Origin of the sequence: Mycobacterium sp. 852002-30065_SCH5024008 (assembly GCF_001665645.1) — a bacterium.
GTDB lineage: Bacteria > Actinomycetota > Actinomycetes > Mycobacteriales > Mycobacteriaceae > Mycobacterium > Mycobacterium paraffinicum.
The window spans coordinates 19,627-39,005 of the sequence record NZ_LZSZ01000080.1 but is presented as its reverse complement, the minus strand read 5'-3'; the positions used below and the strand labels follow the sequence as shown (position 1 = coordinate 39,005).

Genomic DNA, 19,379 nt, shown 5'->3' with positions numbered 1-19,379 from the left:
GTGCGAATGCGGCAAGACCAGGTGACATATCAATCTGGTTGATATGTCACGGTAAAGAGACTACTGCAAGCGGGCCGCAGGCGCGATCTCGGTGTGCCGGACCTCGTCATGCGGACCCCCTTACGATGCGGTGGGCGCGCTGCGCAGCCGCCTCTTCAACCGTGCGCTACCGAGCAGGCGAAGGGCCAGGTTCGTGGAGGTCAGCATGGGGATCACCCCGAGAAATGTCCGCTCGGACGGTGTTGCTCCGTGCAGGTGGTAAAGGCTGCCGAATACGTAAAAGCAGCCCAGCATGAACAACGCGCCGGGGATGCAAAGCGCCATGAAGGAACTGCGATCGGCGACGATTTGCTTCGCGTAATCCAATTCTTCCGTTGACATCGTTTCGCGTTTGCGCAGTTTGCGCACCACCTCTTTGGCGCTCCCGATTTCCTCGCTCATCGGGGTGGTTGGTCGCCTCTCCATCCGCCGTACGAACACGGTGGCGATGGCGGCCAGCGTCAACGCCAGCCCCAAAGCGACGACGGTCAGCAGACCGAACAAACCCTCAGTCACCATCAAACTCCTTCTGAGTCACCGCTTCCGGGCGTTGACGACGTCACGGACGATCAGCCCCAACAGGACGGCCAGGCCGAGCGGCACCAGAACCTTGAAGACGATTGAGGCGTGCGGGTAGAGCAACGCGTAAGCGATTGCCCCGATCGCCGCCATGGCGAGCAGGATGCCGCGGTTGATCTTGTCGGTACTCATCGATGAAAACCTTACTTCTGGGGCATCAGAACCCGAAGTCGCCACCGCTGGAGTCCGACCCACCGCCGCCGAAATCGGAGCCGCCGAAGTCGGATCCGCCGCCGGAGTCCCAGCCGCCGCCGGAGTCCCAGCCGCCGCCGAAGTCCACGTCGCCACCGCCGGAGTACGAGCCCTCGTTGCCCGCGAAGCCGGTGTCGCCGCCGGAATCATAGCCCCCGCCGAACCCGACGTCGCCTTGCTGGCTGTCGTAGCCGGCGCTTTGGCCGCCGTCAGAGTTGGCATCCGCATACGCCGAGTCGCGGCCGGCCTCGAAGCCGCGGTCGTAGCTGCCGCCCCAATGGTCGTCCAGCAGCGCATCCATCAGCAGGACGTCGGTGAGCGCCCAACCCCAACCCGCGCCCCAGAACGCGTACGGGTAATAGCCGGGGTAGAAGAACATTCCGTTGTAGTAGCCACCCCCGTAGTAGTGCGGATAGCCGGGCTGCGGGGCGGTGCTGTAGTTGTTGTTGTTGATCGTCACGTACTCACCGGTGTCGGGATTCTTCGCCCGCACCGAGGCCTGCTTGCGCTCGTCCTCGGGCACCGAGTCGACAGCGCCAACATTGGGCGCGGGGCGTCCGAGCTTCTGGTAGGCCCTGGCCACCGTGGACTCCACTACTCGCAGGTGCGCCCTCGCCGCGCCGTAGTCGCCTGTCTCGTAAGCCTTTCGGGCGTCGTAGAGGCTGGCGTTAGCCTTGGTCGACTCTGCGCTGACGTCCGTATCGCTGTTGGTGAGCACCGCGTTGTCGATGTCCCCGACACCGGATTCGGCGGCGATCAACTCTTGTTTGATCTGCTCGCGCTCCTGTGCAGCCTTGCGGCGCTTGCGACTTCGGCCGACAGCGAACGAGACCAAGGCGACCACGCTCAATGCGACGGCAATGAAAACCAGCATGGTCCACAGCCATGCCCAGCGGTCCGGGTTCTTGTGCACGACGGGCGAGGTGGTGGACGCCGGCCCCCCGGAGGACACGTCCAACCTGGTCAATTTGCTGACGAATTCACTCGTCGCGCCCTGCGGGTCGTTCCGGTGGCTCCTGGCCGACTGGCTCATGAACGGATCGACGCTGTCTGCGATCGCCTTGGGCACGTTGTAGGCGCGCACGTGATAGCCCCTGGAGTCGATGACCAGAATGATCCCGCTGAATGCGGGATTACGTCCGAGGATGACGTTGTGGATGGCATCCGGGGTGGTCACCCCGGTCTGACTGGGCGCCACCGCCGCCACCCAGATCGGTGGCGTGGAACTCCACGTCCAGCGGCTGGTGAGGATCTGGTCGTTCAGCCTGTCCGGGTCCCGCAACGCCGGATTCGCCCCCGGGTCGGCCACCACGTGGGTCTGGGCGTTGTACTTGCCCACCAGCTGATCTGTGTAGGTGTCCGCCGAGGCGGACGGCGCGAGCAGCACCGCCAGCATCGCGGTTAGCGGGGCCAGCACGAGCCCACGGAATCGTCGGGTCACTTTCCTCCTGCCAGGGGTCACGGTGTCGATCCTTGCGGTGGACCTTGAAAACGTCCACTGTCGACCCCCGCAAGGAAGCCAACCCCGGCTATCACTAGGTCTGGCTTTGGTCGATGTACCCGCGGGGGAGCACCGAGAAGTCAACGCACGCCGCGGCCAGGATGTCGCCCAGGTGTGGGTCGACCGGCGCGGCGAGGGTGAGCATCGCGCCCGCTGATGGTGCCTTCAGGGTCGCGACGTTGTGGTTGGTCAGCAACTGAATGGCTTCGGATTCGATGTCGCTCCAACCGGTGTGAACGGTCATCAGGGTGAGGACGCCGAGCGCCTCGCCGGACGGCGACAACAAGCGATGATGCCAGGCGCTGTCCGCCTTGTGTCCGGTGTGCGGCCGCACCAGCGCCAGCACAGTGCCGCCACCGTCTTCCAGGCGGGCGGCGCCGTCGGCGGGGACGATTTTTCCCACCGGGGTGCCGCCGTTGGTGATCGTGGTCGTTCCGGCCACCGCGATCCTGAGTTCGTCACCGCTGGCCGCGGACAGCGTGTACTCGCTTTTACCCCCGTTTTTAAAGCCGAATAGCACTGCGGCACCGCCTTTTTGCTGGGCACACGCCAGTTCCGTGCCATCGGGGGTCGCGAGCTCGACGCGCAACGCGTTGGAGGTCGACCTCTTCAGGCGCGCGAGGACGACAGTTGCATTGCCCAGAATCGGCATGGCGAGATCCTAGGCGCGGGCGCAGCGATTATCAGCCGCTTTCTCACATCTTGACGGTCAGCGGCCACACGTTCCAGATGTCGTCGCAGTACTCGGTGATCGCGCGATCCGATGAGAACTTGCCGCTACGGGCGGTATTCAGGATGGACATCTTCGTCCACGACTCCCTGTCCTGCCACGCGGCGCTCACCTGTTCCTGGCAGTTCACGTAGGCCGCGTAGTCGGCGCACACCAGGAAGGGGTCGTCACGGCGCAGGTTGTCCACCAGGGGCCGGAACACCTCGGTGTCGCCGCGCGAGAACGTGCCGCCGGCAATCAGGTCGAGCACGGCGCGCAGCTCGTCGTTGCCTTCTATGTAGTCGGCCGGGCGGTACCCGCCCGCCTTGACCGCCTCGACCTCCTGCTCGGTCAGCCCGAACAGGAAGAAGTTCTCCGGGCCCACCTCGTCGCGCATCTCCACGTTCGCGCCGTCGAGCGTGCCGACGGTCAGGGCGCCGTTGATCATGAACTTCATGTTCCCGGTGCCGGACGCTTCCTTGCCGGCGGTGGAGATCTGCTCGGACAGGTCGGCGGCCGGGTAGATCATGTGGGCGTTCTGCACGTTGAAGTTCGGCACGAACGCCACCTTCAGGAACCGGTTGACGTCCGGGTCGGCGTTGACGGTTTCCCCAACGGCGTTGATCAACTTGATGATCCGCTTGGCCATGAAGTATCCGGGCGCGGCCTTGCCGCCGAAGATGAAGGCCCGCTGCGGAATCGACAGCCCCGGGTCCTGCTTGAGCCGGTGATACAGCGCCACGACGTGCAGCACGTTGAGATGCTGACGCTTGTACTCGTGGATGCGCTTGACCTGGACGTCGAACATCCAGTCCGGATTGAGTTCGACGCCGGCCACCGAGCGGATGTATTTGGCGAGGCGCGCTTTGTTGTTGCGTTTGATGTCGCGCCATTCGCGGCGGAAAGCGGCGTCGTCGACGAATGGCTGGAGGCCGCGCAGGCGCCCGAGATCGGTCAGCCAGCCGTCCCCGACGGTGCGGTCCAGCAATTCCCGCAGCCCGGGGTTGGCCAGCGCCAGGAAGCGGCGCGGCGTCACGCCGTTGGTCTTGTTGCTGAACCGCTCCGGCCACAGCTCGTAGAAGTCTTTGAGCACACTGCTTTTCAGCAACTCGGAGTGCAACGCGGCTACACCGTTGATGGCGTGGCTGCCGACGGTGGCCAAATGCGCCATCCGGACGTTCTTGCCGCCGTTCTCGCCGATGAGCGACATCCGGTTGACCCGCGCCTCGTCGCCCGGGAACCGGGCACGCACCTCGTCGAGGAATCGGCGGTTGATCTCGTAGATGATCTCGAGGTGGCGCGGCAGCGACTCGGCGAACAGGTCCAGCGGCCAGGTCTCCAGTGCCTCGGGCAGCAGGGTGTGGTTGGTGTAACCGAACGTCGCCACCGTGATTTCCCACGCCTCATCCCAGTCCAGCTGGCGTTCGTCGACCAGCAACCGCATGAGCTCGGCTACGCCGATCGATGGGTGGGTGTCGTTGAGCTGCAGGGCAAAACGCTGGGGGAGCTCCTTGACGGAGACGTCGGCGAGATCGTCCATGATGTGCAGCACATGCTGCAGCGAGCAGGACACGAAGAAGTACTGCTGCAACAGGCGCAGCTGTTTACCCGCCTCGGGCTCGTCGTTCGGGTAGAGCACTTTGGTGACGGTCTCCGACATGACCTCGTCCTCGACCGCCCCGTAGTAATCGCCGGTGTTGAAGGCCTCCAAAGCGAACGACTTGACGGCCCGCGCGCTCCACAACGTCAGCACGTTGCAGGTGTTGACGCCGTAACCCTGGATGGGCGTGTCATAGGCCACCCCCTTCAGCACCCGCCCCGGCACCCATTGGACGCGGTCGTGGCCTGCGTCGTCCGTGTAGTGAGCGGCGTAGCCACCCCACTTGACCAAGTAGTTGACGTCGGGTTTTGCTATCTCCCAAGGGTTTCCGTGGTCCAGCCAGTTGTCGGTCTGCTCAACCTGCCAGCCGTCGTGGATCTCCTGATCGAAAATGCCGAATTCGTAACGGATTCCGTAGCCGATCGCCGGCCGCTCCAGGGTGGCCAGCGAGTCCAGGTAGCACGCGGCCAGCCGGCCGAGGCCGCCGTTGCCCAGGCCCGGCTCCTCTTCGCAGGCCAGGACCGTATCCAGGTTCTGGCCCATCGCCGACAGTGCTTCACGGGCGGCCCGCTCCATGCCGAGATTCAGCAGGTTATTGCCCAGCTGCGGGCCCATCAGGAATTCCGCCGACAGGTAGCAGGTGACCTTGCGGCCGAGATCGAGTGAGGTCTGCGTCGAGACCACGCGTCGGTCCTGCATCCGGTCGCGCACGGCCAGTGCGAGCGCCCGGTAGTAATGCTCGGGTCGCCGGGCCGCGGCCGGGCGGCCGATCGAGTAGCGCAGGTGGTCGTTGATGGCCCGCTGCAGCGCGGTCGCGCTCATCCCGGTGCGGGAGTGCTCAATCAGATCGGCCCGGGCGGGGCTGGCGGGGGAGAGCCCATCGGAAGGTGTCTGCTCGACATCGGTCATGGTGGGTCCTACTCCCTCGAGGTTGCCGCAAATCAACCTGTCCGCACCGGGGCGGCAGACCGTCAGTCTGGCAGCGATGTTTGCACACCAGGCGCGCAGTTGAAGGCTGTTACGTAAACACCAGCTCACTTCCCGGCGACGGTATGGCGTTGAGGCAGCAGAGCTAACGGTGGCGGGAATGGAGCGCCGTGTGTCTCAAAGAGAGGGGTAGCGCGACCAAGGATCCGAATATGTTTCGACCATGTGGAACGTCGACGGATGCAACGTGTTCGGCGAGGCGGCCGGCACCGGAGAGCCGGTGCTTCTGTTGCACGGCTATCCCCAGAGCGCGTCCTGCTGGCGCCATCAGATCAAGGCGCTGTCCGGCAGCCATCATGTCGTGGCGCCGGACTGGCCCGGCTTCGGCCGGTCCGCTCCGCCGGCGACCGCACCCACCTACGACAACGAGGTGGAGCGGATCGAACGATTCGTGGCGGAGTTGGGGTGGCCACGGTTCAACCTGTGCGCCCACGATTACGGTGGCTTCATCGGACTCGGTTATGCCATCCGCCATCCCGAGCGGGTGCTGCGACTCGCTCTGTTGAACACCCGCGCACATGGCATCTTTCGCCCGTGGTTCTACCGCTTCTCGCGGGGCCAACACTGGATCGCTACCCACCCGCCAGCGTCACATGCCGCACAACATCTTCCGTTGGCCACGCTGCACCATTTAGCTCTGGCCCGCTACCGAAGACTCGGCTGTTTCGACACCGCGCTGGAAGCCGGGTATCTGGGCTGGATGAATTCGCCGGAGGGAAAGCGCACCTTCTGGAACTTCTTCGCTCACTATTCGGTGCCCGTCGTCCCGTGGCTCGCGGAGGGACTCGGGACGATCCGGTGCCCGGTCGCCGTCATCTGGGGTGACCGCGATCCTTATATCCCGTTCAGCACCGCGCGCGAATTGGCCGAGTCCATTCCGCACGCCAAGCTGGTTCGGCTGCGCGGCGCCGACCACTACGTCATGGAGGAACGCCCCGACGAGGTGACCACCGCGCTCGTCAGTCTGCTGAGTGCACCGCTGACGGCCCGCGCTTAGCGTCAGTGTGCGCCGGACAGATTCAGGGTCACCACGCCGGCGATGATCAGCCCCACCCCGACGATCTTGGCGACCGAGATCGTCGAGCCGAGAAACAGGACGGCGATGAGCACGATCAGGGCCGTACCGATTGCCGACCACAGCGCGTAGGCGACGTCCGTTTGCATGCCGCGCGAGATCGACAGCGCCAGGAGCGCAAATGAGATTGCGTAACCGGTCAGGCAGATGACCGTCGGCCACAGTCGGGTGAAGCCTTCCGTGCTCTTGAGCAGGCTGGTCGCGGCTACTTCCGCAAGAATGGCGCAGAGAAGTAGGACATACGTCACGATGTCTCCTTGGGTGAGCGACGGGCGGACGGCAGGTGGAAGCTAACCCGAGGAGGATTCCTTGGGGTTGTGGGCCTTCGCTTCGTCCTTCACGGCCTCTAAATAGCCATCGTGTGCGGCCTGCCAGTGCTCATCGGCCGCTTGTTGCAATCGAGCGGTGGGCCCAAGTCCTTGCATTGCGGCGCGTTGATAGTTGTTCGCCGTCTGCTCATGCACCCGCGCCAACTCTTCGTGCCGCTGCGCGGCAGCGTGGTGAGCTTCTTGCGCACGGTGCAGGGATTCTTCAGCACGGCGGCGCGCTAAATCCACGGACTCCGGTGACGGGCGCTCGCCGGCCGCCAACTCGGCTCTTCGCTGGCTGAGTTCCTTCATCCGCTGCTCGACCTTCGCGGCTCGTCCCGAAGGACTCGATTGCCCACTGGGGAGAGTTTCGGCCATCACTAATCCATTCCACGAGCCAACGTCTTAACCGCCCGATATAAGCGATTATGACGCTAGGCCGGTACAAATGACGCGACCGCGAACACGCTGCGTGGTGGTCCGTTCGGTTGCCACCCAGAGGAGGACAACGACATGGGCGCCCGATGAACGCTCCCGCGCGGCCGTTGAAGTTCGATGTCGGCGACGTGATCGGCGAGGAAGCGTCGCTGGCGGCGACGTATTATCCCGCGCGCGCCGGTGCGGAGGCGCCGGCACTATTGGTCTGTCTGCCTGGAGGTACCTACAGTCGCGACTACTGGGACCTGCGCATCCCCGGTCAGCACGGGTACAGCTTCGCCGATTTCGCCACCGGGAACGGCTACGCCGTCGTCACCATCGACCCCCTGGGTACCGGCGAAAGCTCCCAACCCGCACGTGATTTCGGCTTCACCGACATCGCCGCCGCGCTCGCCCATGCGGTCTCCGCGTTGCCTGACGTAACGGGAATCCAAGCACCCCCGGTGGCGATGGCCCATTCCCTCGGCGGCTATCTCGCGATCACGCAACAAGCACTGTTCTCCAGCTTCGCCGCACTGGCCCTGCTCGGGTGCACCAATCAACACGTGGCGCCGCTGAACCTCGATCCGGAATTCATCGCCCGGTCGGCAACCGCGCAGGGACGCGCCGAGCTCGCCCGGGAGATCCTGTGCGCGCTGCCGCAGCCCTACTTCGAGGGTCCGCGCGAGCACTTGCAGAGCTGGTTTCACCTTGCCGATGTCCCGGCCGACATCGTGGCCGCGGACTGTGTCGTCGCGAAATCGATGGTGCCGCGCGTGTTCGGCACCGCCATGATCCCCGGGGTCGTCGCTGAACACGCCGCGCTGATCGACGTCCCCGTGTTGATCGGGTACGGCGTCGTCGACGTCTCACCGGACCCACGCGCCGAGGGCAGTCTCTATCGCAGCTGTCCGGACATCACCACCCTGGTGCTGGGCGACAGCGCGCACTGCCACAACATGGCGTCGGGCCGGCAGCGGCTTTGGCGGCGCCTGCTCGACTGGGCCGCGACCGTAACCTTTGGATCGTGACAAAGGATTTCGACCGGCGGCTCGGTCGGCACACCCCGGCCGTGCTGAGTGTGTTTCGGGTCGTGTACGGATTGCTGTTCGCCGCGTACGGCTCGAGGAGCCTGTGTGATTGGCCCGTCCCGTCGCCCGTTCGCGTCGAGTTCGGTTCCTGGCCCGGCTGGTACGCGGGGTTGATCGAAGTCGTCGCGGGTCTGCTGATCGCGACCGGCCTGTTCACCCGGGCCGTCGCGTTCGTGGCCTCAGGGGAGATGGCGGTCGCGTATTTCTGGATCCATCAGCCGCAAGCGCTCTGGCCCGTCGCCGATCCGCCGGCGGGCAATGGCGGCGGGTTGGCGATCCTCTTCTGCTTCGCTTTCCTGCTGCTGGTGTTCACGGGCGGCGGGAACTACTCGATCGACGCCTTGCGCAGACGGCACTTCCCCTCGACGGGCGATAATGGCATTCTCTGATACGGAGAAGCCATTTCCGTAGGAGGCCGATGATGGGCGTTGACCGACGGTGCGAAGGGATGGTGGCCCTCGTCACCGGCAGCAGCCGGGGGCTGGGCAAGGCGATCGCCGCACGGCTCGCCGCGCGAGGTGCCACGGTCGCGCTGACCGCCCGCACGATGGACCCCGACCCCAAATACGAAGGGTCGCTGAGTCAAACCCTGGACGAGCTGGTGGCCGCCGGCGGGAAGGCCGTCGCGGTCCAAGCCGACCTGTCCCAGTCCGCGGAACGTGAACGGCTTTTCGCGGAGGTGGTCGGTGCTGTCGGCGCCCCGGACATCCTGGTCAACAACGCGGCGGTGACCTTCCTGCGGCCCCTGGACGCGTTTCCCGAACGACGGGCCCGCCTGATGATGGAGATGCATGTTCTCGGCCCACTGCAGTTGAGCCAACTGGCGATTCCGGCGATGCGCGAACGTGGGCGGGGCTGGATCCTGAACCTGACCTCGGCGGGCGGCGATCTGCCGCCGGGGCCGCCGTTCTCGGAGTTCGACCGCACCGCGGGCTTCGGGATCTACGGGACGGTCAAGGCCGCGCTCAACCGGTTGACGAAAAGCCTTGCGGCCGAGCTGTATGACGACGGGATCGCCGTCAACGCCGCCGCTCCCAGCAATCCGGTGGCCACGCCGGGAGCCGGCACCCTCGACCTGGCCAAGACCGATACCGAGGACATCGAATTGATCACCGAGACGGCCTATCGGCTGTGTACCGGTGACCCGAAGACCCTGACCGGCCGCATCGCGCACACCCAGCCCTTCCTCGCCGAGGTCGGCTGGACCAAGCCCGCCGGCTGAATGGCCGAGCTCGAGCCGGGCCAGTTGCGGCGACGACTGGACGGCGCCGGGGTGACCGGCGTCGCGCCGCTGTCCGGGGGTGCCTCCAGCCTCACGTTCGGCGGCGCCCTGGATGGCCGACCGGTGGTGATCAAGGTTGCTCCGCCCGGTGTCGAGCCCGTCGCGCATCGTGACGTACTCCGGCAGGCACGCATCATCAAAGCCCTTGCCGGGACGCGGGTTCCGGTGCCCGAGGTGCTGTGGGAGGACGGGGGAGATCCGCCGCACACGCCGCCCTTGTTCGTGATGTCACGCGTCGAAGGCGACTGTGTCGAACCGCTTTTCGACGGCGGTTCCGGATCCCCCGGTCTTCCCGATCGGTATCGCAACGCGTGCCGGGCCATGGCCGCGTTGCACGGTCTGTCACCGAGTGAGCTAGGGCTGGGCGGTGAACCGATCGTCGACGCGGTCGCCGAGGTCCGGCGCTGGTCCGACACGCTGCAGACCGTCGACGCGGCGCTGGCGCCCGATTGGCCGGGGGTGCGTGACGCGCTGTTGGGTTGTGCGCCAACGGCTATCAGGTTGAGCGTGGTGCATGGCGATTTCCGGCTGGGCAACCTGATGGCCACCGGGCCCCGCATCAACGCGGTAATCGATTGGGAAATCTGGTCGGTGGGTGATCCGCGAATCGACGCCGGCTGGTTTCTCATCAACTGCGACCCGGACACGTACCGGCGCGTTGCGGGCTCGGCGGGGATGGTGCCGCCCGTCGGTGAGCTCGCCGAGATCTACCAGGAAGAGCTGGGCCGCGAGGTCACCGACTTGGCCTGGTTCAGCGCGCTGGCGTGCTTCAAGGCGGCGGCGACGTGGTCGCTGATCGTCAAACACAATCGGCGCAGGCGCACACCGCGAAAGGAATTCGAAGACATCGCGGCAACGCTCCCGAGGCTGCTGGATCGGGCGCGGGCACTGCTGGACTAACGGGGCATCCGATCAGCTGCAGTTGGCGTGGAGATTTTGGCACCACATTCCGACGCCACCCCAGTCACCTGACGAGCCGACTGAATCTTCGTATGGGTTCGTCATTGTGGTCGGGAACTGGATCTGCCATTCGTCGATCGTCGGGATGTCGTCCACCTGGCCCGGGTCGGGAGACGCGAGCGCTATTCCCACCGCCATTCCGGTGCCGCCCGTCAAAGCTGCAAGGGCCGTCAAACCCACGATAAGTAGAGCAGCAAATCTACGTTTCATCGTCACGGCCCTTCCGTCGTCTGCCTGAACCGCCGGCTAACAGGGCTCAATTCTACCTTCGCCGTCCATATCGCATAAGAGTCACAAAGACACAACAACTTTGATCGTCCGCCCAGCAAATTTCGCGACTCGAAACGGCACGTGCGTACGTTGGCGTGCGTGGGACCGGTTGCCGTGGTCGTTCGTCGCGCGCTGGTGGTCGCCGCTTGCCTCGTTATGTCTGTGGTCACGGCGCCGGCGGCGACCGCTGATCCCGATGACGGTCCCGAGATCGAGCCTGCCGCTGCAGCTTCGGCACCGGCCGGGGGGGCGGTGCCCTCGAATCCCCCCGTCATCCTCAACACCCCAGACGGCTGGACCCTGGGGCTGGGCGCGAAGGACGAGGCGCAGGTTCCGGTGGCACCGCTGACCACCTCCGTCGCGTCGCGCGAATACATGGCCAGCGGCATCTACGTCGGCTCGCTGAGAGGATCGGAAGAGCCCCACGGCGTCCTGGAAGTGGGCTATCAGATCGGCTGCGGGATCGATATGAGTACGTCCAACGGCGTGATCATGGAGGGCGGTGCCGGCATCGTCCCGGGCGTCAGCCCCACCTTCGACACCACCGGTACATTGCCGCCCCTGCTGCCGTTTGTTTCGACTCCGATGAACGGCGTGATGAGCATCGGAATGAAACCCGGCCTCGTCCTCACCGTGCCGGTGATCAAGAAACAATTCAAGGGTGCCAATCCCTGGGTCATGATCAGCAACTTCCACATCAAAATCGACGGGTGCGTGGGCCAGTCGTTCATCCGCTCCTATGCGGTGCTGACCCGGATGACCGACCTGTCCGACGTGGTGCTGTCGTACGTCGGCGTCACCAAATCGGTTTAACCGCGGGGGATGCCGGCCAGCCTGTCGGCGAACTTCGCCTCCGCGGCCGCGCGCAACCGCAACAGGTGCTCGGACGGGAACAGGTCGGGCGCCGGCTCGCGGTCCTTCAACAGCAAGCGGGCCAGCGTCACCTTGTGCACCTCGGTCGGCCCGTCGGCAAGCCCCAACACGAACGACTCCACCAGGTACTGCACGAACGGCATCTCGTGCGTGGTGCCCAGCGATCCGTGCAGTTGCAGCGCCCGCGACGACACGTCGTGCAGCACCTTCTGCATCATCGCCTTGACCGCCGAGATATCCGCCCGCACCGCCTTGTAATCGTTGAATTGGTCGATTTTCCATGCGGTCTGCAGCGTCAGCAGCCGGAAGGCCTCGATCTCCATCCACGAGTCGGCGATCATCTCCTGAACGAGTTGCTTGTTGGACAGCACCTCACCCTGGGTGTACCGCGACACCGCCCGCTCGCAGAGCATGTCGAAGATCCGGCGGACCAGCCCGACGGTGCGCATCGCGTGGTGAATCCGCCCGCCGCCCAGGCGGGTTTGCGCGACCACGAAGGCCCCACCCCGCGGACCCAGCATGTGATCGGCCGGCACGCGCACGTTCTCATAGCGGACATAGCCCTCGCGCCCGCCGCCCACCGGCTGATAGCCCAGGCCGACGTCGCGCAGCACGTTGATGCCGGGGGTATCGCCGGGAACGACGAACATCGAATAACGCTGGTACGGCGGCGCGTCGGGGTCGGTCATGGCCATCACGATGATGAATGAAGCCATCGAGGCGAACGACGAAAACCACTTCTCGCCGTTGATGACCCAGTGCTTCCCGTCGGGTACAGCGGTCGTGCGGAATACCTTCGGATCGGCCCCGCCCTGCGGCTCGGTCATTGAAAAGCAGGACACGATCCGATTGTCGAGCAGCGGCTCAAGGTAGCGGGCCTTGAGCTCCGGAGTGCCGTAGTGCGCCAGGATTTCGCTGTTGCCCGAGTCGGGAGCCTGGGAGCCGAAGACGATCGGCGCGCATTCCGACCGACCCAGAATCTCGTTGAGCAGCGCCAGTTTCACCTGACCGTAGCCCGGGCCGCCCAGGTGCGGACCGAGGTGGGTGGCCCAGAGGCCGCGGTCCTTGACGATCTCCTGCAGCGGCGGGATCAGGGCCTGGCGGACCGGATCGCTGAGGTCGTGCGACTCCTTGACGATCAGGTCGATCGGTTCGCACTCCTCGCGCACGAAGTCCTCGACCCACTTGAGTTGCTGTGCCCACTCGGGATCGGTGGAGAAGTCCCACGCCATGCGGCGTCCTTTCTAGGTTGCTGACTCCGTCACGACGTCCACTTCTTGCGGCGCTCGGCGGCCTCGTCGGTGGCGTGCGAGATCACCTGGTTGCGGTTCTCCAGCTCGAGCGCCGCCGAGAGATTCGCCGCGTCGGTGTTGACCTGGAGGGCCCGCTTGGTCAGTTGCGCGCCCAGGGAAGAATGGCCGGCTATCAGCGACGCCAACTCTACGGCCCGCTCCGCCAACCGATCCGGCTCGACGACCTCGCTGACCAGGCCGCGCCGATCGGCTTCGGCGGCCGACACGGTGCGCCCGGTGAGCATCCAGTCGGCGGCCACGCTGGTGCCGACGATGCGCGGCAGGTGGTAGCTCATGCCCATCTCGGCGCCGGAGAGTCCGAGCAGGATGGCGGCGTTGCCGAATGACGCGCTCTGCGAACAGATTCGGATGTCGGCCGCCAGGCATAGCGCGAGGCCGGCCCCGACGCAGGGACCGTTGACCGCGGCGATCACGGGTTGCGGCAGCGCACGGACGGCTTCCACCAGGCCCGCCATCTGCTCCTGGAAGCGCATCCGCTCCAGCGCGGGTGCGGTGGCCTCCAGCATCGATGGGCCGAAGTCCCGCACGTCGATGCCGGCGCAAAAGCCTCGCCCCGCGCCGGTCAGCACCACCGCGCGCACTGAGCGGTCGGTGGCCAAATCGGCCAGCGTCTGGCGCAATTCGGCTTGCATCGCCTCGTTGATGGCGTTGAGCTGCTTCGGGCGGTTCAGGCGCAGCACAACGACACCGTCGCACGGCCGATCGAGCTCCAGCGCGCTCGGCACGCTCACACCCGCTCGATGATGGTCGCCGTGTTGAAGCCCGTCCGCTCGGCCCGCGCGGTGCGGCAGCGAACAGACACGGCCCGCCAATGTGGGGCGTGCGGTCCTCCGTCGGGGCGGCCTCGGCCGCGCGGCGCGCGTACCGCATCGAGGATCGAGGCGTCGATGACGACTCCCATCGTTCGGGCGCGGTAGCTGACAGGACACGGTCATAGTAATCCGTCTCTCGATCTTGGAGAACTCTATTCTCCGAGTCGGCGAAGCGATTCTCGCGCGCACCCGCATAGGCTTGGTGACCATGCGGCGGTGCGGTGAAATAGGCCGATGAGGTCAGCGGGCAAGTGGCTTGCGTTGTCGATCCTGGTGCTGTCCGCGCTGACAGCGGGATGCACCGTGATGACCGACGGGAGGGTGGTTGCGGCTCCGACGTTGGGTCATGCCCCGCAACCACTGCCGACCGGCGCGCTGTCTGGATTGCTGCTCGATACCGGCGATGTTGGATCCATCATGGATGCTCACATGGAAGTCGTGGCTTCCGCCGACACGATGTACACCAATCGTCCCCTCGAGGATGGATGCTTGGTTTGGGCCGAAGCGCAGGAGTACTCCTACCAAGGCAGCGGTTGGACAGCTGTGCGCGTTCAGGAACTCAAGGACCACCGCGATCGTGCGGACCACATCGCCTACCAGGCGGTGGTGGCGTTTCCTGGGGCTTTGGCCGCTCATGACTTCTATGCAAGCCAGGTGACCGGCTGGGCCAACTGCGATAACCGGCGTGTCGATCTGCATGACCCCGGCGACCCGAACCCCCATTACTGGTCGCTGAGTAAGGCCAGCGTCGAGGACGGCGTCTTGGCGATAACTCGGGTTCAAGAAGAAGGTGTGGAGGGTTGGGCGTGCCAGCGGGCGTTGACGACCGCGAACAACATTGTCGTCGACGTGAGCGCCTGCGCCGACCACATCGACGATCGGGGTGCTCAGATCGCCAAACGGATCGCAAGAAAGATCCCGTAAAAGCGAGAGCTGCCGAGGAGAATCCGACGTCGAGCACATCGGTACTCCAATCTGTCCTAGCTCGGTGACGAAAGTTTCTGCAGCATATTGGTTTTGGGAGATCCGGTTCTTGGGTGCGGGAGGATACGGTTGGCCTCAAGCTCTCTGCGAAAACGAACACATCCTCGGCGACCCGTGGCCCTCGGTGGGCGTGCGCCAGGAAATGCTGGAGGAGGCGGTCGACGTGATCCGCCTACTGCACCGCGGCGACGAGGTGAGCCACCACGGCAAGCACTACGAGGTGCAGGAGGCCCGCATCTACACGCGAGCCGACCAGCCGGTGCCGATCTACGTTTCCGGCTTCGGCCCGCAGGGCGCGGAGCTGGCCGGACGCATCGGGGACGGCTTCGTTCTGGTGATGCCGGAGGCCGACCTCGTCAAGACATTCCGTGAGTCCGGCGGCGGTGACAAGCCCGTGCAGGCCGGCACCAAAGTCAGCTGGGACAAGGACGCCGACACCGCACTGAAGGCGGCACACCGGCTGTGGGGCAACGACGCGCTGCCCGGGCAATCCGCACAGACCCTGCCGCGCCCCAAGGACTTCGCCGCCTTGATGTCTCTCGTCACACCGGACCAGGTTGCCGAAGCGGTCACCTGCGGGCCGGACCCCGACACCCATGTCGCGAAGGTGCGGGAGTACCTCGACGCCGACATCGACGAGGTGTATGTCCAGCAGGTCGGCCCGGACATGGACGGGTTCTTCGCCGCGTACGAGCGTGACGTGCTGCCTCAGCTGCGCGGCTGAGGTTGTGCTTCGGCATCGCCGTAGAAGGCCACCCGAAGCAACGCGGAGATCTCGCTCACCAAGGGCATCCGCGGATTCGTGCGGTTGCTGAGGTCCTCGAAAGCTGTCATCGCCAACGCCGGTAGCGCCCCCAGGTACTCCTCCTCGTCGACGCCGCACTCGCGCACCGATCGTGGCATGTTCAGTCGGTTCAGCAGATCATCGACCCCACGAAACAACCGGTCGCGGCACTCGTGCGGCTCATGGCCGCCGAAGATCAGCTGACCGAGCTGCGCGTACTTGTCCGGGGCCACGTAGGCGGAATAACCCGGCGCGGGCATGAACTTGCTGGGCAGACTTGCGTTGTAGCGCAGCACGTGCGGCAGGAAAATACCGTTCGCCCGGCCATGCGGGATCTCGAATCTCGCCCCGACCGCATGGGCGAGCGCATGATTGGTCCCGACAAACGCATTCGAAAAGGCAAGCCCGGCAAGGGTTGCCGCATTGGACATGTCAGTGCGCGCCGAAAGGTCGCCGGGGTCGTCGTATGCCCTCGGCAACGCATCGAAGATCAGTCGCGCCGCCTGGGCGCACAACGCATCCGTATACGGCGACGCGAAGATCGAGACGGCCGCCTCCAGCGCATGGGTCAGCGCGTCGATGCCGGTGTCGGCGGTCAGCGTCTGCGGCATCGACGAGGTGAGGACCGGGTCGACGACCGCGAGGTCAGGCACCAGGCTGTAGTCGACGAGCGTCTCCTTCTTTCCGCGCACCGTCAACACCGCCGCCGGCGAGACTTCCGATCCGGTACCCGATGTGGTTGGGACAGCAACCAATTGGACGCGATGGCGGTCGACCGGATAGTCGGCCACGCGCTTGCGCGGGTCGAGGAACGGCATCGTCAACTCGTCGAGGCTCTTTTCCGGGTGTTCGTAGAACAGGCGGATCGCCTTGCCGGCGTCCAGCACCGAGCCGCCGCCCACGGCGACCAGCAGATCGGGTTGGACCCGCTGCAGCATCGCGACACCACGGCGGATGGTCCTCTCGTCGGGCTCCGGTGTCACCTCGTTGAACACCTGCACGTGTGGGGCGCGCAACTTGCCGCGCAGCACCTCGACCACGCCGCGCTCTTCGGTCGGGACGTCGGTGATCACCACGACGGTTTCGCAGTCGAGATCGCGCAAGTTGTCCAGTGCGCCTTCGTTGAAGTAGGTGTTGGACGGGACACGGAACCACTGCGGCGGGGTGCGGCGCCGCGAGACCGTCTTGATGTTCAGCAGTTGCAGATAGTTGACGTTCTCCGTCGTGCTGGACCCGCCCCAGGTGCCGCAACCCAGCGAGAACGTCGGTGTCAGGTTGTTGTAGACCCCGCCGAGGGCTCCGACCGCAGTGGGCGCGTTCACCAGGATGCGGCCCGTGCGAACCGCCAGACCGTATGCCTCGATGACGTCCTCGTCGTTGGCGTACACCGCCGACGTGTGACCCAGCCCCCCGTGCTCGGTGACCAGGACGGCCACGTCGATGGCGTGCTGTACGCCGCGTGCGCGCACCACGCCGAGCACCGGCATCAGCTTCTCCTGCAACAGGGGATGCGAAGCGAGTTCATCCAGGTCGGCAGGTAGCTGTGCCAGCAGCACCTTCACGGTCGGCGACACGCTGAAGCCGGCTCGGGCGGCCAGCTCCGACGCCTTCTGCCCAACCGCCTCGTGCGCGATCTTGTCGCCGCAGCCAAAGGCGAACTCCGCCACCGCCGTGGCCTCGCCGGGAGTGAGCACTCGGGCGCCCATCCGCTCGAACTCGGCGATCACCTCGTCGTATACCTCGTCGTCGATGATGCAGGTTTGTTCGGCCGGGCAAATGACCGAGGAGTCAAAGGTTTTCGAGATCAAGATGTCGACGACCGCACCTTTCAGGTCGGCCGTCTTGTGAACGTAGATGGGCGCGTTGCCGGGACCGACGGACAGCCCGGGCTTTCCGGCCGAATTCGCCAGGGCGACGATCTTCGGTCCGCCTGTCACCCAGATGAAATCGACTCCGGCGTGCTTGAACAGGTAGTGCGTCACCTCGTGCGCGGCATCGGGAATGACCTGCAGCGCCCCGGGCGGCATCCCGGCCGCTTCGGCCGCGGTGCGGAGGATTTCGAGGCTGCGTTCGCAGCAGCGCACCGCATACGGTGACGGCCGGAAGAGGATCGCGTTGCGAGTCTTGGCGGCGACGATCGCCTTGAACAGCACCGTCGAGGTCGGGTTGGTCACCGGGGTGATGCCCAGCACGACCCCGATCGGCTCGGCCACGTGGGCGATGTTGTGTTCGACGTCCTCGTCGATGACTCCCACCGATTTCTTGCCGCGCAGATAGTCGTGCAGGAACTCGGTGGCCACATAGTTCTTGACGACCTTGTCCTCGAAGACGCCGAAACCCGTCTCCTCGATCGCGATGCTCGCCAGTTCGCCGGCGGCGCGTACCCCCGCGCGCACCATGGCCTCGACGATCGCATCGACCTGCTGCTGGTCGAGCTTGCGGAATTCTCGGGCAGCCTGAGCCGCCGCGCCGACGATCGCGTCGAGTTCGCGTATGCGCTGGTCTGTGACGGCCGGCGGCTCGAGGGACGAGGCGGTCTGAGTTCGGGTAGTGGTCATGATCGGGTTTTCGGCTCAGGAAGGGAACGCTAAGGGTCTCCAGAATGGGCAGATGCTGCGTCGTCCGCCTAGGGCTGAAAGGCCCTGGACTAGCTGGCCCGGCCAGGCCACATCTGGCGCGTGCGGACCGTCCGCGGTGCCCCTGAGGGGCCGATACTGGCGGTCATGCGCATCACCGTCGACTACGACCTGTGCGAAGGGCACGGGCAGTGCCTGCTGGCCGCCCCCGACGTGTTCGACATTCCCGACGGTGCCGAACAGGTGGTGGTGCTCGAGCCGGACCCGCCCGAAGCCGACCGCGAACGGGTGATTCGGGCGGCCGCGATGTGCCCCGCGCAGGCGATCCGGATCCTCAACTGATCCGGCCGGTTTCGGCGACGTCATCGAGCAACCGGTAGCGCCCGGCCAGGGCGGCAGCGGCGATGCGGTTGTTGACTCCAAGTTTGTGCAGCAGCGCGGCGACCATGCGTTTGGCGGTGCGCTCCGACACCAGCATCCGCTGGGCGATGTCACCGGTCTCCATGCCCGTCGCGAGCAGCGTCCACAGTTGGAAATCCTGCGCGCTGAGGCTGTTCAGCAGCTCGGACGGCGGCTTGCGGGTGTTGCTCAGCAGCGCATCGAGCAGGGCGCCGTCGACGACCCGCAACCCCTCGGCAATCGTCCATAGCGGCCCCGCCAGCGACTCCGGCCTGGCGGTTTTGGGCAGAAAACCGTCGGCTCCGGCCCGCAACGCCTCTTCGGCCAGCCCCAGGTCGTCGGTCCCCGAAAGCGCCAGGATCCGGGTCTTCGGGTGGCGCGCCTTGATGTGCCGGATGGCGGCGACCCCGCCCAGGGGCGGCATCGACAGGTCGATGATCGCGACATCGGCGTCGCAGCGGGCCACCAGGTCGGCGGCCTCTTCCACGTATGTCGTCTGGCCGCCGACAGTGAACAGTTCGCCCCATTCGCGGGTGAGCAACAGGGCCAGGCCCTGCGCAAACAGCTCATGGTCGTCCACGATCACCACGACGTACGGCGAGCGAGTCATTGCCGCGATGCTAACCCC

At 65.6% G+C, this 19,379-nt stretch carries 20 protein-coding genes and 1 pseudogene; 9 read left to right on the top strand and 12 right to left on the bottom strand.

Annotated elements, in window-relative coordinates; all coding sequences use genetic code 11:
• Positions 1-120: 120 nt before the first annotated feature.
• From A5781_RS10405 to A5781_RS10390, 5 genes are all read right to left on the bottom strand, one after another.
• The gene (locus A5781_RS10405) at positions 121-558 is read right to left on the bottom strand and encodes a hypothetical protein (RefSeq protein ID WP_369817709.1); all 438 of its coding nucleotides are present in this window, start codon (positions 556-558) and stop codon (positions 121-123) included.
• Positions 559-573: 15 nt separating this feature from the next.
• Positions 574-750, bottom strand: a complete 177-nt coding sequence (locus tag A5781_RS25855; protein ID WP_197503776.1) for a hypothetical protein — start codon at positions 748-750, stop codon at positions 574-576.
• Positions 751-775: 25 nt separating this feature from the next.
• On the bottom strand, positions 776-2,251 hold the full coding sequence (locus A5781_RS25850; protein ID WP_067204586.1) for a hypothetical protein: 1,476 nt from the start codon (positions 2,249-2,251) through the stop codon (positions 776-778).
• Positions 2,252-2,345: 94 nt separating this feature from the next.
• Entirely contained in the window at positions 2,346-2,963 is a 618-nt protein-coding gene (locus A5781_RS10395) for a hypothetical protein (protein WP_067204584.1), read from the bottom strand.
• A gap of 43 nt (positions 2,964-3,006) precedes the next feature.
• Positions 3,007-5,442 (bottom strand): glycogen/starch/alpha-glucan phosphorylase, encoded by a 2,436-nt coding sequence (locus A5781_RS10390; RefSeq protein ID WP_067204634.1) that lies wholly within the window; start codon positions 5,440-5,442, stop codon positions 3,007-3,009.
• 328 nt (positions 5,443-5,770) lie between these two features.
• On the opposite strand from A5781_RS10390, the gene A5781_RS10385 reads away from it, so the two are divergent.
• The gene (locus tag A5781_RS10385) at positions 5,771-6,604 is read left to right on the top strand and encodes an alpha/beta fold hydrolase (RefSeq protein ID WP_067204581.1); all 834 of its coding nucleotides are present in this window, start codon (positions 5,771-5,773) and stop codon (positions 6,602-6,604) included.
• Positions 6,605-6,606: 2 nt separating this feature from the next.
• Here A5781_RS10385 and A5781_RS10380 read toward each other — a convergent pair whose 3' ends face one another.
• Together A5781_RS10380 and A5781_RS24935 are read right to left on the bottom strand one after the other, a co-directional pair.
• Positions 6,607-6,930: a multidrug efflux SMR transporter gene (locus tag A5781_RS10380; protein ID WP_067204578.1), complete on the bottom strand. Its 324-nt coding sequence runs from the start codon at positions 6,928-6,930 to the stop codon at positions 6,607-6,609.
• Between the two features lie 42 nt (positions 6,931-6,972).
• Positions 6,973-7,302, bottom strand: coding sequence for a hypothetical protein (locus A5781_RS24935; protein WP_231990687.1), 330 nt, complete (start codon positions 7,300-7,302; stop codon positions 6,973-6,975).
• Between the two features lie 212 nt (positions 7,303-7,514).
• Here A5781_RS24935 and A5781_RS10375 point away from each other — a divergent pair, with 212 nt between their 5' ends.
• From A5781_RS10375 to A5781_RS10360, 4 genes are read left to right on the top strand one after another with little or no spacing between them, the layout of a single operon-like run.
• Positions 7,515-8,438, top strand: coding sequence for an alpha/beta hydrolase (locus tag A5781_RS10375; RefSeq protein WP_067204575.1), 924 nt, complete (start codon positions 7,515-7,517; stop codon positions 8,436-8,438).
• Entirely contained in the window at positions 8,435-8,887 is a 453-nt protein-coding gene (locus tag A5781_RS10370) for a DoxX family protein (RefSeq protein WP_067204572.1), read from the top strand. Before A5781_RS10375 ends, A5781_RS10370 begins: the two co-directional genes overlap by 4 nt.
• Before the next feature lie 59 nt (positions 8,888-8,946).
• Positions 8,947-9,720 (top strand): SDR family NAD(P)-dependent oxidoreductase, encoded by a 774-nt coding sequence (locus A5781_RS10365; RefSeq protein ID WP_369817708.1) that lies wholly within the window; start codon positions 8,947-8,949, stop codon positions 9,718-9,720.
• Positions 9,721-10,680: a phosphotransferase family protein gene (locus tag A5781_RS10360; RefSeq protein WP_067204568.1), complete on the top strand. Its 960-nt coding sequence runs from the start codon at positions 9,721-9,723 to the stop codon at positions 10,678-10,680.
• A 12-nt stretch (positions 10,681-10,692) separates the two neighbouring features.
• Here A5781_RS10360 and A5781_RS10355 read toward each other — a convergent pair whose 3' ends face one another.
• Positions 10,693-10,950 carry a hypothetical protein gene (locus tag A5781_RS10355; RefSeq protein WP_067204628.1) on the bottom strand — a complete coding sequence of 86 codons (258 nt, stop codon included), beginning with the start codon at positions 10,948-10,950 and terminating at the stop codon, positions 10,693-10,695.
• 216 nt (positions 10,951-11,166) lie between these two features.
• Between A5781_RS10355 and A5781_RS10350 the strand changes: the two genes are divergently transcribed.
• Complete coding sequence (locus tag A5781_RS10350; protein ID WP_067204565.1) at positions 11,167-11,823, top strand: MspA family porin; 657 nt, start codon at positions 11,167-11,169, stop codon at positions 11,821-11,823.
• Here the strand turns inward: A5781_RS10350 and A5781_RS10345 are convergent.
• Both A5781_RS10345 and A5781_RS10340 read right to left on the bottom strand, forming a co-directional pair.
• A complete protein-coding gene (locus A5781_RS10345) occupies positions 11,820-13,115 on the bottom strand; it encodes an acyl-CoA dehydrogenase family protein (protein WP_067204561.1) in 1,296 nt (431 codons plus the stop codon). The two genes, A5781_RS10350 and A5781_RS10345, sit on opposite strands and share 4 nt — an antisense overlap.
• 29 nt (positions 13,116-13,144) lie before the next feature.
• The gene (locus tag A5781_RS10340) at positions 13,145-13,927 is read right to left on the bottom strand and encodes an enoyl-CoA hydratase/isomerase family protein (protein WP_067204558.1); all 783 of its coding nucleotides are present in this window, start codon (positions 13,925-13,927) and stop codon (positions 13,145-13,147) included.
• A gap of 342 nt (positions 13,928-14,269) precedes the next feature.
• On the opposite strand from A5781_RS10340, the gene A5781_RS10335 reads away from it, so the two are divergent.
• Both A5781_RS10335 and A5781_RS10330 read left to right on the top strand, forming a co-directional pair.
• Complete coding sequence (locus A5781_RS10335; RefSeq protein WP_231990686.1) at positions 14,270-14,932, top strand: sensor domain-containing protein; 663 nt, start codon at positions 14,270-14,272, stop codon at positions 14,930-14,932.
• A 151-nt stretch (positions 14,933-15,083) separates the two neighbouring features.
• Positions 15,084-15,716: pseudogene (locus A5781_RS10330) on the top strand (TIGR03557 family F420-dependent LLM class oxidoreductase); the annotation flags it as partial.
• Here A5781_RS10330 and adhE read toward each other — a convergent pair.
• Complete coding sequence (gene adhE / locus A5781_RS10325; protein WP_067204552.1) at positions 15,701-18,334, bottom strand: bifunctional acetaldehyde-CoA/alcohol dehydrogenase; 2,634 nt, start codon at positions 18,332-18,334, stop codon at positions 15,701-15,703. The pseudogene A5781_RS10330 and the gene adhE sit on opposite strands and share 16 nt — an antisense overlap.
• A gap of 165 nt (positions 18,335-18,499) precedes the next feature.
• Here adhE and A5781_RS10320 point away from each other — a divergent pair, with 165 nt between their 5' ends.
• On the top strand, positions 18,500-18,694 hold the full coding sequence (locus A5781_RS10320) for a ferredoxin (protein ID WP_066952295.1): 195 nt from the start codon (positions 18,500-18,502) through the stop codon (positions 18,692-18,694).
• On the opposite strand, the gene A5781_RS10315 is transcribed toward A5781_RS10320, so the two are convergent.
• A complete protein-coding gene (locus A5781_RS10315) occupies positions 18,687-19,361 on the bottom strand; it encodes a response regulator transcription factor (protein WP_197503758.1) in 675 nt (224 codons plus the stop codon). The two genes, A5781_RS10320 and A5781_RS10315, sit on opposite strands and share 8 nt — an antisense overlap.
• Positions 19,362-19,379: the final 18 nt, after the last annotated feature.